The organism is Nitrospira sp. ND1, assembly GCF_900170025.1.
Lineage (GTDB): Bacteria > Nitrospirota > Nitrospiria > Nitrospirales > Nitrospiraceae > Nitrospira_A.
This window is the reverse complement of record NZ_FWEX01000006.1, coordinates 2,100,917-2,115,162: the sequence shown is the minus strand read 5'-3', so window position 1 is coordinate 2,115,162 and position 14,246 is coordinate 2,100,917. Positions and strand designations below refer to the sequence as shown.

The window sequence follows — 14,246 nt, the reverse complement described above, 5'->3', positions numbered from 1 at the left end:
GAAAAATGATGACCAGAGAACCGTTGAATCACAGTATCCAAAAAAAGAGCTCAGAAAAAAACAAAATTCCAGAGAACGCGCTAGGAGGAGGAAGTGCGACGCACACCCCCTTTCTCTCTGCTTACCTTCCCCTGTAATGCAGCCGAAATAAATTCAGACTTATATGATGAAAACGCGACCATGGTACTTAAATCCACGAAACGTGTCAAGAAAATGTTTTGCCGAAATCCAGCCATGATTCGCGCCCTAAAATGAGTACCGTAGCAAAGAGTTAGTCCTGCAATGGCGCTCAAATCACCGCTACTCATTGCCCGACCAGCCCTTGCGCCCCGCCTACGGGTGCCCCGCAATTGACCGGTTATGACGCAAACGACTGCAGACTCTTGGTCGGAATCGGGCCAAGTGCCGTAATTGAAAGACAGCGCTGATCCAGTAACGTTTGCGCCACCCGATACACCTGATCGGTCGTCACGCGATCGATTTCCGCAATCATCTGCTCGAGCGACACGTGATTGCCTTGCGTCAGTTCGTCCTTCGCCAACTTGCTCATGCGACTGTGCGAACTCTCCAGGCTGAGCATCAGACTGCCCTTCATTTGGTTTTTCACCCGGGCCAAATCCTTCGCATCGATTCCATGCGTGCGGAGCTTCTTCAGCTCCCGGCAGACAACTTCCACGACACGCTCAACCTCTTTCGGGCGCGTACCGGCATACACCGTGGTCATTCCGCCATCGGAGTAAGTGGACAGAAACGAATAGATCGAGTACACGAGGCCACGCTTTTCCCGCACCTCCTGAAACAGGCGCGAGCTGACACTCCCGCCTAGCACCCCGTTGAGCGCATGCGCCGCATATCGATCCTTATGCCCGGCACTCAGACCCTGAAGGCCCAAACACAGATGGACCTGCTCAAGAGCCTTACGTTTGACCAGCACCCCACCCTTCACTTCAGGCGGACGACGGCTTGGTTGGGCGGCCACACCCTTATGGGAGTCGGAAAAATACCGCGCCAACAACTGCTCCAAGCGGCGCCAGGTAAAGTTGCCGGCCACCGCGACGACGGTGCGCTCCGGATCATAGTGCGAACCAACGTAGGACACCAGATCGTTACGCCCAAGAGCCTGAATTCTCGGAGCTTGCCCCAGGATTGGCCTGCCCAGCGGATGGCTTCCGAGCGTGTGCTTCATGTGAAGCTCTTGAACCAGATCCTCTGGATCGTCTTGGACCATCCGGATCTCTTCGAGCACCACCTGCTTTTCTTTTTCAACTTCTTTCGACTCGAACCGGGACCGATAGAACAGATCCGAGAGCAGCTCCAACGCTGCCTCCAACTGTTGATCCAGCACCTTCACATAAAAGGTCGTCGTTTCTCGGGTGGTGAACGCATTCATCTCACCCCCCAGCGCATCGATCTCACGGGAAATCTGCGTCGCCGTGCGGCTGCGCGTTCCCTTGAAGAACATATGCTCCAGGAAGTGAGACAGCCCCTCTTCCCCCGGCTGCTCATCGCGCGATCCGACGTTGACCCATATGCCGATCGTGACGGACTTCAACGTCGGGAGCAGTTCGGCCACAATGCGCAACCGGTTGTCGAGAACGATCTTGCGATACACAATCGATTATCCCGCGGGCGTTGGTTCGGTGGCAGGAGAACCAGCCGGTGCCGGCATGGCTTCCTTCCGGCTTAAACGAATCTTCCCCTGCTTATCGATTTCCAGCACCTTCACCATCACCTGATCGCCTTCGGACACCTCGTCGGTGACCGCCTTGACGCGATGATGAGCCAGCTGGGAGATATGCACCAATCCGTCCGTGCCGGGAAGCACTTCGACAAATGCGCCGAAATCCATAATCTTGCGGACGGTTCCAAGATAGATCTTGCCGACCTCGACTTCCTCGGTCAGGCGCTTGATCATATCGATCGCCTTCTGTGCCGAGGCTTCATCGGAAGAGGCAATCGTCACATCGCCGGTGTCTTCGACATTGATCTTCACACCGGTCTCCGCGATGATGCTGCGGATCATCTTTCCACCCGGGCCGATGACATCGCGGATCTTGTCTTGCTTGATCTTCATTGGGAATATGCGCGGAGCGAAGGCTGACAGCTTGGTGCGCGGTTCGGTCAACGCCTGGGCCATACACCCGAGAATGTGGAGCCTTCCCGCCTTCGCCTGAGCCAGCGCTTCGCGCATCAATTCGGAGGTGATGCCGCCGATCTTGATATCCATCTGAAGCGCCGTCACGCCGTTTTTCGTCCCCGTGACCTTAAAGTCCATATCGCCCAGGTGATCCTCCAATCCGAGAATATCGGACAGAACCAGCACCTGATTGCCTTCCTTGATCAACCCCATCGCGATCCCCGCCACCGGCTCCTTAATCGGAACGCCCGCATCCAAGAGCGCCAACGTACCGCCGCAGACCGTGGCCATGGAAGAGGATCCGTTCGACTCCAGGATTTCCGATACAATTCGCACCGTGTAAGGAAACTTATCCTTGCCGGGAAGAATCGACTTGAGCGCTCGCTCGGCTAGAGCTCCATGCCCGACCTCGCGGCGGCCCGGCGACCGGAGCGGCCGTGCCTCGCCGACACTGAAGGGCGGGAAATTGTAATGCAACATGAAGGTGCGCATGTATTCGCCCTCCAAGGCATCAATGCGCTGCTCGTCGTCGGTCGTACCCAGCGTCACCACCGCCAGGCTCTGCGTTTCTCCGCGAGTGAAGACTGCGGATCCGTGCGCGCGAGGCAGCACACCGACTTCGCAGGTGATCGGACGAATGTCCGCTGGACCACGCCCGTCGGCGCGCACCCGCTTTTCGAGAATCATGTTGCGAACTTCGGTGTACTCCAGACCATGGAAAATGATCTTGACATGCCGGTCCCGATTCGGCTCGTCCGATTTGAGCTTCGCAACCGTCTCGGCCAGCACCTGATCCAGGCGCTCCTGCCTTGCGCTCTTATTGGGGATGAGGATGGCCTCACGGATCGGACCGGCCACCAGCGCACGCACCTGTTCGGTCAATGCGGCATCGATGGGCTCTTGCAGCACCGTCCGTTTCGGCTTGCCGGCCAGCTTGCGCAATTCTTCGATCTTCGCGACGATTTTCTTGATTTCGCTGTGCGCCAACTCAATGGCTTCCAGCATGGTCGCTTCCGGCAATTCATTGGCCCCGGCTTCGACCATCATCACCGCATCGGCAGTCCCAGCCACGACGAGATGAAGATCGCTGGTTTCCAGGGTTTCCAGATCGGGGTTCACCACCAACTGCCCGTTGACGCGGCCGATTTTCACGCCTGCGATCGGCCCGTTGAATGGAATCGACGAGACCGCCAACGCCGCGGATGCCGCGATGATGCCGATGACATCCGACACGCCCGTCTTATCGGCAGACAATACCGAGGCAATGACTTGCGTCTCGAAGTAATACCCTTCCGGAAAGAGAGGCCGAAGCGGCCGATCGATCAGCCGGCTGGTCAGCACTTCCCGCTCCGAAGGCCGACCTTCCCGCTTAAAATAGCCGCCCGGAATCTTACCGGCTGCATAAGTCCTTTCCTGGTAATCCACGGTCAGCGGAAGGAAATCCACTCCCGGCTTGGCATTTTGTGACGCAACGGCCGTTGCGAGCACGACGGTATCACCGTAGGTGGCCCAGATGGCGCCGTCCGCCTGCTTCGCGATACGACCGGTCTCCAGCGTCAACCGACGCCCTGCCAGCTCAATGCCTACAACATGTTTCATCTATGGTCTCCTCCGTTTAAATCCCACAGATGCCCACAGAGATAAGTTCAACTGGCCATCTACACATCCAACGACAAGCGCCTGCCCTCGATTGAATGTCGACCCGTGCCGTTGAACTTGTTTCAGTGTTCACCTGCGGGGACAACAAATGGTTCGGCCGCCACCCACGAAGGTGGCAGCCGATTCGCTCACACGACTACTTACGAATACCCAGTCGCTCCAGAATGGCGCGATACCGGGCTTCTTCAACTTTTCGGAGATAGTCCAACAACCGACGACGACGTCCGACCAGTGTCAACAACCCGCGCCGGGAATGGTGGTCCTTCTTGTGCAACTTGAAATGTTCCGTCAAGTACGTAATCCGGTTCGTCAGGATCGCGATCTGCACTTCCGGAGATCCGGTGTCCTTGTCATGCTGCTGGAAACCCTTGACCAATTCCGTTTTCACTTCTTTTACCAGTGCCATACGTCTCTACTCCTCTATTGAGTTCGCGATACTACCACCCTGTGATTCTTCTGTGACCAATACTTTCGATACAGCAATCGACTGCGCATTCGCCCCCGGCGCCTCAGCATTCATGCCGTCCGGCATCGTGCCGATGGCTAATAACCGCCCCGCTCCGTCCTTGATGCGAATGGCCCGATTCGCCCCCTCAGAGAGAGGCGAAGACAAGCCATGCCAGGCCAGCACTTCTGAGGCAGGAACCGGCATGCCGTGCAGGACCCGGCCGGCCGTCGCCGCCCCCACGATACAAACCGGAAGTCCGAACAGCGCCTGATCCAACGTCAACATCGACGCCGCCAGCGTGCCTTGCTCCAAGCGTGATTCGATTTCGTCCACCGTCAACGCCTGCTCAAGGGTCAGTGGCCCCACGCGCTCGCGGACCAACGTCGCCATATGACCGCCGACCCCTAACTTGTCGCCGATATCCGCGCAGAGCGTCCTGATATACGTCCCCTTGGAACAGACCACCCGGAGCGCCACTTCAGGAATCTGAACATCCACGATATCGAGGCGAAAGACGGTCACTTCACGAACCTGCCGGGAGACCTCCCGCCCGGCTCGCGCCGCTTTGTATAACGGAACCCCGCCGACTTTTACCGCAGAATACATGGGAGGGAGTTGCTGAATGCGCCCCTCAAACCCAGCTACCACTTCACGGATGCGGGCTTCGGACAACGACTCAATCGGTGAACGCAGGAGCACGGTCCCGGTGGCATCTTGCGTGTCGGTTGTTTCACCGAGGCGCAATCCGGCGAGATAGGTTTTGTCCCATTCCAGCAAATATTCAGCGATGCGCGTTCCACGCCCGACGAGCAACGGCAGGACGCCGGCCGCCGCCGGATCCAGCGTTCCGGCATGGCCCAACTTCATGCCGCGCAACTTCCCACGAATGCGAGCCACCACATCGTGCGACGTCCACCCGGCTTCCTTGCGGACATTCAACACTCCGTCCTGAAGCACAGTAGTCGCGCGTGGCTCCATCGAGGCGATCATGGTCATTTGCTAGACATCGGTGTGGGGGGGCTCTGCCAACATCTCTTCGTGGGATTGATCGCGGTGCAGTCCATCCAACAGCTCCAGGACTCGGTCAGCTCTAGGGCCACTGATGTCTTTCATAAAGATCAGCTCCGGCAGGTATCGTAATGCCAGACGCCGCCCCAACTCCGCCCGAACGAAACCGCTGGCCTTCGCCAGCCCGTCGAACACCAACCGCTCATCCTTATTCTGCTCCATGGTCGTCACAAAGACGCGCGCGATGCGAAGATCTTTGGTCAACTCCACATCGGTCACGGTGACCGAGCGCACACGCGGATCCTTAATCTTCCGCATCAGAATGTCGGCCACTTCCATGCGGATCTGGTCTGCCACACGATCGGCCCGGCTGTACGTCGATTTGGTCATGACGCCGCCTTACAGCAACTCGATTCGCGAGCGTACTAGTTGGATCACAGGCACGGACTGAATCAAATTCACGGCTTAATCCAACACCTGGTTCACATGCGCGGATTCATTCGCCACGCAGGCCATACCTAAAATTGCCTTCTGCCACAAATCCTGGTCTCCGACTTCCGCGACCGATAGATTAAACTTGTCTCGCAACCGGGTCTTCAGGCTTTGCAGGACCTGGCGTTTCTCTTTCAACGAATGCCCGTCGGGAATGAACAACTCAACCGTGCAGAGCCCGACGGTCATGCCCGATGACTTTGCGGAGACGTGCCACGGTTCGCAGGCTCAAGCTTGGCGGCAATCTTATCAACGACGTAGGCCTCGATAATGTCCCCGGCCTTGAGATCATTGAAGTTTTCGACCGTGATACCGCACTCATACCCCTGCTGCACTTCACGCACATCATCCTTGAAGCGACGGAGCGAGCCCAGCTTGCCTTCATAGGCCACCACACTATCCCGAATCACGCGCACGCCGACGCTGGCCCGAGAGATGACGCCATCCACCACGTAACAGCCGGCCACCAGACCGGCCTTGGGGATCGTAAACATCTGCCGTACTTCAGCCCGCCCAAGGACACGCTCCTTGAGCGTGGGTTCGAGTAAGCCCTCCATCGCGGCGCGGATATCGTTGAGTGCATCGTAAATAATGCTGTACAGGCGCACATCGACGCCCTCCCGCTCGGCCAACGCCGCCGCCTTCGGTTCCGGACGAATATTAAATCCGATCACGATGGCCTTGGACGCGGCCGCCAAGAGAATGTCGGTTTCGGTAATACCGCCCACCCCGGTATGCATTACGCGCAACTTGACTGCGCCGGCTGGCATTTTTTCCACCGCGGCAGCCAAGGCCTCGGCCGACCCCTGCACATCGGCCTTGATGACGATGGGCAATTCTTTGACATTGCCTTCCTGAATCTTGGCAAACAGATCATCCAGGCTCACCTTCGCCGGCCCGGCCAGGTCCGCCGCCCGCTGCTTCATCGCCCGCTCCTGCGCAATCTCACGGGCAACCCGTTCATCTTTCACGATGGTGAACAAATCGCCGGCCGACGGCACGCCCGGCAAACCAATCACCTCGACAGGAACAGACGGGCCAGCTTCAGTCGTCTTGCTCCCCGTGTCAGTCACGAGCGCGCGCACGCGGCCGCTGAAATTGCCGACTACAAATGCATCCCCGACATGGAGCGTCCCGCTCTGCACCAGCACCGTCGCGATCGGTCCACGCCCGCGGTCCAACTTCGCCTCGATCACCAGGCCCTTGGCCATGCGCGATGGATCCGCCTTCAACTCCAAGACTTCCGCCTGCAGAAGAATCATTTCCAACAACTGGTCCAGGCCGGTCCGTTGCTTCGCGGACACCTCAACCATAATCGTGTCGCCACCCCAGGGCTCAGGAACCAGCCCATGCTCGGTCAGGGCATTCTTGACACGATCGATATTGGCTCCCGGCTTGTCGACCTTATTGATGGCGACGATCAATGGCACTCCGGCAGCCTTGGCATGATGGATGGCTTCCACCGTCTGCGGCATGACGCCATCATCGGCAGCCACGACCAGAATCACGATGTCCGTGGCCTTCGCGCCTCTGGCACGCATGGCCGTAAAGGCTTCGTGACCCGGGGTATCAAGGAAGGTCACCTGCTTACCGCGAACTCCGACGATATAGGCGCCGATATGCTGCGTAATCCCTCCGGCCTCACCTTCCGCCACCTTTGTCAGGCGAATCGCATCGAGCAAAGACGTTTTCCCATGATCGACATGCCCCATGATCGTGACGACCGGAGGCCGCAAGACCGCATGCTCCTCACCCGATGATTGGGCGGCTTCTTCCAGCAACGCTTCGCCAACCTTTTCTGTCGACACTTCCACCCTGGTGCCATACTCTTCGGCGATCAAGGAGGCAGCCTCCAGATTGATCGACTGATTGAAGGTCACCATCTGCCCCATCTCCATCAGCTTCCGGACCACGTCCGCAGGCCGCTGACCGATGAGTTCTGCGAATTCCTTGACGCTCACTCCTGCGCTCAATTTCACGCTTTTCTTTCTCGGCTTGGTGACTTCCGTTGGCGAGGCATGGTGAATATGCTTGGATCGGTCTTCGCGCCGCTGCACCGGGATTGCCCGCAGATCTCCCCATCGAGTGGCGTCGTTCTTAAACTTGGCTTCATCTTCCTCACGGGTCCGCGGAGCCTTCTTGGCTTTTTTCAATTTTTCTCGAGCCGCCGCTTCGCTCTCCATGGCCTCCGTGGCCGCACTCTTCTTCTTTGCCGTCGCCAGCGCATCAAGCGGGGGAGCCGTGACCTGGGGAACCTGGACCGGCTTGACGAGCGGCTCCTCCGAAACGGTCACGACAGGCGGTGGGGACACTAATTCTTCGGGTGGGGCAGGTTCAACCGGGGCGGCTTCAATCGCTTCTGCGTCAGGACCAGCCGTCGACGCCACCACCGACGCTTCGGTTCCTGCAGGGGCGACGGGCGCAAACGCCGCTTCTGCCGCCGCCAGAGAGGCCGCAACATCCTCCGCACCTTCTTCCCTCTTCTTCTTGATGAGAATCCGTTTCTTGTCCGGCTTCGGGGACTCTTCGTGCGCCGCCGCGTGCCCCCTCTCGTGAGACGCACCGGGCTCTTTCGACGAGCGAACCATTTTCTTCGCCTCATGCCCACCGGAGACAGCCTCACCGCCCCGAGCCTTCGAGCTCAGCTTCTCCAAGACAACGCGAACCGAATCGTCATCCAAGGCGCTGCTGTGGGACGCCACCGGAATCCCGAGCCGTTTCAGTTCAGGAATCAGCTCCCGATTTTCCATCCCCAGCTGCTTTGCTAATTCGTACACGCGCATACAGTACCGCTCAGCTCCACCCGCTTAAATAATTGCCATTCAGCCCGTGAATATCGAACCGCTTCACTCCGCCTGTTGCGCAGCAGCCCGCGCTTCATCCTGCTGGCGCTGCGCCTCGGTTTCCTCTGCCAGGGCCGCCTTGATATCCCGATCCCGCTCCGCCTTTTCTTTCTCGTATTCGGTCGCGCTGATGATATCGATCTTCCAACCGGTCAAGCGCGCGGCGAGTCGCACATTTTGCCCGTTCTTCCCGATCGCCAGAGACAACTGCGAATCGGCCACCACCACCAGGGCCGACTTCTTTTCTTCGTCGATCCCGACCTTCTCGATCGTGGCGGGATTCAGCGCCTCGGCGATAAAGACACGCGGATCCTGTGTCCACGTAATAATGTCGATCTTTTCCCCGCGCAACTCACGAACCACAGCCTGCACACGCGATCCCTTGATGCCGACACAAGCCCCTACCGGATCGACAGCCTTGTCCCGCGAGGAAACCGCAATTTTGGTACGGTCGCCGGGCTCACGCACGATCGACTTGATTTCAACGATCTTTTCACCGACTTCCGGCACTTCGAGCTCAAACATCTTCGCCACAAACTGCGGGTGGCTGCGGGAAAGAATGACCTGCACGTCCTTGGGGGTGCGACGCACCTCCAAGAGCAGGGCCTTCACCCGGTCTCCGCGACGATAGGTTTCGCGCGGGATCTGTTCCTGAATGGGAAGAATCGCTTCGGTCTTGCCGAGATCGACCAGAAAGTTTCGGCGCTCCATGCCGAGAATAATGCCGTTCACCAAATCACCCTGACGGGTCGAGTACTCCTTCTGAACAGCTTCCCACTCGGCTTCGCGCACTTTCTGAAAGATCACCTGCTTGGCCGTTTGGGCCGCAATCCGGCCTAACTCGTCCATCTCGATCAATGAACCGATCTCATCGCCAACCTCCGCGCCTTCGTCATATTCGCGCGCTTCCTTTAGCGAGATTTCCGCTTTCGGATTGGCCACCGTATCGACAATGATTTTCTTTGAAACGACCGAGATTTCGCCGGTCTTCGGATCGATTTCCACCTGGATGTTTTCGGCCTGGCCGAATCGTTTCTTGGCAGCAGTTTGAAGCGCTGACTCGATCGCGCCAATGACCCTGGCCTTATCGATCCCTTTTTGACGGCCGATTTCATCGATGACGGCGATCAACTCTCGGTTCATAGCTCACACCTCATGGTTAACACACCACCCTGGCACCTGCTGTTACGAGAACTCCACCTTCCGCCGCGCCAGAGCGATTTGATCAAACTCAACTCGGATTGTCTCCGTGGTTTTCTTCTGCTGAATGGCAAGGGTCACCCCCCGGTCGTCCACCTCAACCACTGCGCCAACCAGCCGCCACTGCGCCTGAATAGGTTCGCACAATTTGAGTGTGACCGGCTTCCCGATCAGACGCCGATAGTCTTGCACGCTCCGCAAGGGACGATCCAGCCCGGGAGACGAAATTTCCAGCGTATAGGCATGCGGGAATGGATCAATCACATCGAGCGCCGGGCTCAACGAGCGATGCGCCTGCTCACAGTCTGTCAGGGTGATCCCTCCAGGCTTGTCGATAAAAACACGAATCACGGTCCTGGGCCCTTGGCCGACGCAGACGGCCTCGACCAACTCCAGACCATAAGACTGCAAAATAGGAGCGGCAATTTCTTGGACGCGAAGGTTCAGCGCCTCAGCGCGTTTCACCGACGGCTTCCCTGCCGACACTGCTCCCGCGTCACTCATAGAAAAAAGTTGCTCAAACAAAAAAGTGGGCCTTGGCCCACTTACAGCGCGAGAACCTTACCATGCCATAGTAGTGAAAGCAAGGGGCGGCTAGCCGACCAGCGCTTCAAAACGGCGAGACAATAACTGAGAAACAGGGCCGGGCGATCCGCCCCCAATCATATGTCCGTCGACACGCACCACGGGCAATACCTCCACGGTCGTTCCTGTCAGAAATACCTCCGACGCCGCGAGTAATTCTTCCCGAGTGACGAACGATTCCGCCACCGGAATACCTTCTTTGCGCGCCAGATCCAGAACGATCGCGCGCGTGACCCCGGACAGAATCCTGCGCCCTTCCGGCGCCGTCTGAACGGCGCCGTTCCGCACCACCATGACATTGCTGACCGACCCTTCCGTGACCGTCCCCTCTCGGACCAGAATCGCTTCAAACACGCCCGCCTCCTTGGCTCGCTGCCGCGCCAGGACGTTGGCCAGAAGATTGACGCTCTTGATGTCACAGCGTCCCCATCGAATGTCCTCGATCGACATAGCCTGAACCCCGGCGTTGCGAACGGAGACATCCAGCGGGTGGAGTTCGCGAAAGGTCAGGACAGTGGTGGGGGCGGACGATACAGGGAATGGATGATCGCGGGGAGCCTGCCCGCGAGTGATCTGCAGATAAATTTTGGTTTCAGCGAATTGGCTCAGCCGCAGACCTTCTCGAATCAAGGAACTCCACTGAGCACTCGTCTGCCCGATTGAAAGTTGCAGCGCCTGAGCACTCCGCTCCAATCGAGCCATGTGCTCTTCAATGGCGAAGGGCTGTCCGCGATAGGTCCGAATAACTTCGTAGACCCCGTCACCGAACTGAAAGCCTCGATCCTCAATACTGACGACCGCATCAGCCAGCGAACCAAAGCGGCCATTCACATACGCAATGTCAGGCATGACTCATTTCTCAGCACCTTTCGAACCTCAGGATACGGTCACGTAAAAAATCTGTCGGTCCTCAGCCGTGAACTTCCACCCCATCCGCTTTTCAAACACCAATCGGTGGGTTCCTGCGGCCATAGGCCTGAATTCAAACGTACGCTGCCCCGCGTCGACCGCATTGTTACTGGCAGTGCGAAGAAAATCGTCCTCAACCAGAGGCATAACGGTCGCGTCGTAGGACGGAACCCACAACTCCCCGCGGGTGCGATCCTCCCACAGCCGAATGTGAACCGATGCCCCCACTCTCGCCTTGAGCGTCTTGGCCCCCGGCTCTTGCTCTGCACCGGTGGGAACTACCTTACTTAATGGACTCATACTATTCTCATGCTGCCCCGAGGCAATCACTCGCCCGACTATACCTTGCGCCGCCCCCCGACAAACACCTGCCCGTCTTCCACCCGCACATCATAGCTCCCGACACAGTAGCCGCCCCCATCCGTGCCTTGCCCATTTCGGACATCGAACGCCAGGTCATGCCAGGGACAGGAGACAACATGCCCCTTCACCCGGCCCTTATTTAAAGGCCCGCCCTCGTGAGGGCAGGAATTGTAGATCGCGTGAAATTGACCGTCGATATTAAATACGGCAATGCCCCGCTCATTGACCTTCACAACCTTGACCTGCCCAGGAGGAATCTCTTCGACCTTGGCCACGCACTGAAACCCTTCCATAAACGACTCCGATTCTTTACATACGAAGCGTAAACTTGAGTTCCATCCCCGTCGTGATGCCTGCGCGCTGGACAGAGCCCGCTTCAGCCTCGATGAGGTAGCGAACCGGTTCGGGCGGAGGCCCATAGAGTGGACACGGATCCTTCTCGCAGGGCGGCACCTGTTCTAGGATGTGGACCACGTGGTGGCTCTCATTAATCCACACCATATCAACGGCGATGCGAAACTGCCGAGTCTGAACGCGATGCAAACCCGTCGACTCAAAGATATAAAGCATCCCCGTATCGGCTGGCAATCCTTCTCGAAACGCCAGACCGAACAACAATTTCTCAGGGGTGCTCGCCACTTCCGTTTCCATGGTCTTTCCGTTGGTAAATTCCACGATGATGAGCTCGGACTCCTTCGGCCCCCCAAGAAACAGGCTCACGCTGACCAACAAAATAACCAAGAGCACGAACGTCACAATTTTCTTGCGACGCTGCTCCGACTCAGCCGTACTCGCGCGCTTCACCATAACCAAATGCGGTCGAACATGGATGCATCCTCATGTGATCGCACACGCGCAGAGCCGCATGTACATTGGGCCCAAAGCCCCATGACTTTCCGAGTGCTAGGCCTTCTTCCCGAGTCTCACTCTGTTGACTTGCCGAAGAACGGCGGCATAGAATGCGAACCTGTTTCGCCGCGAACTATGGTCGCGGCGGCACGAAATTGTCAACATCTTATCCGTCATTAAAGAAACTGAGAAGGAGGCACAGGCCATGGCGCTTCTGATCACCGATGAGTGCATTTCCTGCGGGGCATGCCTGCCAGAATGTCCCAATGAAGCGATCTTTGAAACCCGCAGCGATGCTGAAGGCAAGGGCAACCACGTCGGCGACGGTCAGGGAGTCGGTGACAACATTTATGTCATCACTCATGATCGTTGCACGGAATGCGTCGGGCACTTTGACGAACCTCAGTGCGCGGCGGTCTGCCCGGTAGACAATTGCTGCATTGCCGATCCGGCCTACCCCGAAACCACCGAGGTGTTGCTCGACAAGGCCAAGACCTTGAATCCGGATAAAGAAATTGATCCGGCCAAGGTGTGGAGCGGGGTTCGAAACTAGTCAGAATACGTCATTCTCGTATAGGTGGCACCACGAAGGCTCCTCCGGGAGCCTTCGGCGTTTCTGCGCTGCAAAAGAGATAACTCCCTGGCTTTCACTGGCCAACAGCTGTAGACTTTAAGAGCGAGGCGGCCTGCGCAGGCCCCCACCCTTAAGGCCTTGCTGCACTCCGCCCATTCGTCACCCTCTCAGCGGGAGGTGCTCATGACACGCGTAAGTCGCCTCATCTTATTCGCCAGCCTCGGCCTCGCCCTGCTTCCCGTCCAAACCATGGCCGATACCGGAGACATCGGAACCATCATCGAAAGCTTCGTCACGAGACAGTTTCCGGATGCAGCCAATCACTTCTGGATCGTCAATGACACGCAATGGGACGGCGACGAAATGATCGTGGACATGAACGCCATTGTCACCGAGCGGCGGCAGGATGTCCCCACAGCAAGCCGCTTTTTGCTACTCATCGTAGACGGGAGACTCAGAGGCATTCAGAATATTCCTTTGGACGCCGAAGCCGAATGCCAAAAGGAGCAGGAAGCCTAGGAAGGAAACATTTTATCGATACCAGTCGGCGATGCGCCTGATACAACAACGCCCCATCTGCATCACTGCAGATGGGGCGTTGCACTACACGTATTTGAAACGTCGACTACTTGATCATCAAGATCTTGCCACCGACGTGGGCCGGATGCAAATGGCAGCGATAGGTCAACGTGTTACCCTGGGTGGCATAAAACATGTCACTGGTGGGAACACCGATGTACTTGGTTTCTCCCGGCTTCAACACGACTTCAGCCTTCATCACGAACGGGGAACCGGAATTCGCAGCATCGGTCATCTGGAACCCATGCTCTGCGGTCGAGCTGTTCGTGACTTTCAAAACGACCGGACGGCCCGGACGAACTTTAAAGTCGATCACCGTGACAGGCGGATACCACGCCTTCATGTTGCCGATTTCGACGGCATACAATTCCGCGTCCACGACCAATTCCTTAAACGGCTGACCGACGACAGAACCGGTATCCAAATCACCGATTTCGACACCACCAGCTTGAAGCGCATATGCGCCTGATGCCCCAGCCACCAGCATGACCAGGCCAAAAAACACTGCTACCATCGTCTTACCCATGACCTACCTCCTTAAAGAGATTAAGAAGAGATGCGATTAGGTTGGTGAATAATGACCACCGCGCTCTGAACCAT

General features: G+C 57.6%; 16 protein-coding genes. 2 read left to right on the top strand and 14 right to left on the bottom strand.

All coding sequences use genetic code 11. The features are described from left to right. Nucleotides 1–358: 358 nt before the first annotated feature. From NSND_RS14750 to NSND_RS14690, 13 genes are all read right to left on the bottom strand, one after another. Nucleotides 359–1,612: a M16 family metallopeptidase gene (locus NSND_RS14750; protein ID WP_080879725.1), complete on the bottom strand. Its 1,254-nt coding sequence runs from the start codon at nucleotides 1,610–1,612 to the stop codon at nucleotides 359–361. 6 nt (nucleotides 1,613–1,618) lie between these two features. After that, nucleotides 1,619–3,736, bottom strand: a complete 2,118-nt coding sequence (gene pnp / locus NSND_RS14745; RefSeq protein WP_080879724.1) for a polyribonucleotide nucleotidyltransferase — start codon at nucleotides 3,734–3,736, stop codon at nucleotides 1,619–1,621. 196 nt (nucleotides 3,737–3,932) lie between these two features. Next, the gene (rpsO, locus tag NSND_RS14740; protein WP_080879723.1) at nucleotides 3,933–4,202 is read right to left on the bottom strand and encodes a 30S ribosomal protein S15; all 270 of its coding nucleotides are present in this window, start codon (nucleotides 4,200–4,202) and stop codon (nucleotides 3,933–3,935) included. 6 nt (nucleotides 4,203–4,208) lie between these two features. Beyond that, nucleotides 4,209–5,240 (bottom strand): tRNA pseudouridine(55) synthase TruB, encoded by a 1,032-nt coding sequence (gene truB, locus NSND_RS14735; RefSeq protein WP_080879722.1) that lies wholly within the window; start codon nucleotides 5,238–5,240, stop codon nucleotides 4,209–4,211. Between the two features lie 3 nt (nucleotides 5,241–5,243). Then, nucleotides 5,244–5,642: a 30S ribosome-binding factor RbfA gene (gene rbfA / locus NSND_RS14730; protein ID WP_080879721.1), complete on the bottom strand. Its 399-nt coding sequence runs from the start codon at nucleotides 5,640–5,642 to the stop codon at nucleotides 5,244–5,246. Nucleotides 5,643–5,717: 75 nt separating this feature from the next. Beyond that, nucleotides 5,718–5,933: a DUF503 domain-containing protein gene (locus NSND_RS14725; RefSeq protein WP_200810540.1), complete on the bottom strand. Its 216-nt coding sequence runs from the start codon at nucleotides 5,931–5,933 to the stop codon at nucleotides 5,718–5,720. Then, the gene (infB, locus tag NSND_RS14720; RefSeq protein ID WP_080879720.1) at nucleotides 5,930–8,527 is read right to left on the bottom strand and encodes a translation initiation factor IF-2; all 2,598 of its coding nucleotides are present in this window, start codon (nucleotides 8,525–8,527) and stop codon (nucleotides 5,930–5,932) included. The genes NSND_RS14725 and infB overlap by 4 nt, the downstream gene beginning before the upstream one ends. Before the next feature lie 63 nt (nucleotides 8,528–8,590). Then, nucleotides 8,591–9,730 (bottom strand): transcription termination factor NusA, encoded by a 1,140-nt coding sequence (nusA, locus tag NSND_RS14715; RefSeq protein ID WP_013250622.1) that lies wholly within the window; start codon nucleotides 9,728–9,730, stop codon nucleotides 8,591–8,593. A gap of 42 nt (nucleotides 9,731–9,772) precedes the next feature. Next, complete coding sequence (gene rimP, locus NSND_RS14710; protein ID WP_080879719.1) at nucleotides 9,773–10,291, bottom strand: ribosome maturation factor RimP; 519 nt, start codon at nucleotides 10,289–10,291, stop codon at nucleotides 9,773–9,775. A 90-nt stretch (nucleotides 10,292–10,381) separates the two neighbouring features. After that, nucleotides 10,382–11,221: a D-amino-acid transaminase gene (dat, locus tag NSND_RS14705; protein ID WP_080879718.1), complete on the bottom strand. Its 840-nt coding sequence runs from the start codon at nucleotides 11,219–11,221 to the stop codon at nucleotides 10,382–10,384. A gap of 27 nt (nucleotides 11,222–11,248) precedes the next feature. Beyond that, a complete protein-coding gene (locus tag NSND_RS14700) occupies nucleotides 11,249–11,581 on the bottom strand; it encodes a protease inhibitor I42 family protein (protein ID WP_080879717.1) in 333 nt (110 codons plus the stop codon). 38 nt (nucleotides 11,582–11,619) lie between these two features. Then, the gene (locus tag NSND_RS14695; protein ID WP_080879716.1) at nucleotides 11,620–11,937 is read right to left on the bottom strand and encodes a Rieske (2Fe-2S) protein; all 318 of its coding nucleotides are present in this window, start codon (nucleotides 11,935–11,937) and stop codon (nucleotides 11,620–11,622) included. Nucleotides 11,938–11,953: 16 nt separating this feature from the next. Then, complete coding sequence (locus NSND_RS14690) at nucleotides 11,954–12,451, bottom strand: DUF192 domain-containing protein (protein ID WP_080879715.1); 498 nt, start codon at nucleotides 12,449–12,451, stop codon at nucleotides 11,954–11,956. A 247-nt stretch (nucleotides 12,452–12,698) separates the two neighbouring features. On the opposite strand from NSND_RS14690, the gene NSND_RS14685 reads away from it, so the two are divergent. Continuing rightward, on the top strand, nucleotides 12,699–13,046 hold the full coding sequence (locus tag NSND_RS14685) for a 4Fe-4S dicluster domain-containing protein (RefSeq protein ID WP_013250628.1): 348 nt from the start codon (nucleotides 12,699–12,701) through the stop codon (nucleotides 13,044–13,046). A gap of 204 nt (nucleotides 13,047–13,250) precedes the next feature. Beyond that, nucleotides 13,251–13,586 (top strand): hypothetical protein, encoded by a 336-nt coding sequence (locus NSND_RS14680; RefSeq protein WP_080879714.1) that lies wholly within the window; start codon nucleotides 13,251–13,253, stop codon nucleotides 13,584–13,586. Between the two features lie 106 nt (nucleotides 13,587–13,692). Here the strand turns inward: NSND_RS14680 and NSND_RS14675 are convergent, their stop codons facing one another. Beyond that, nucleotides 13,693–14,172, bottom strand: coding sequence for a hypothetical protein (locus NSND_RS14675; RefSeq protein ID WP_080879713.1), 480 nt, complete (start codon nucleotides 14,170–14,172; stop codon nucleotides 13,693–13,695). Nucleotides 14,173–14,246: the final 74 nt, after the last annotated feature.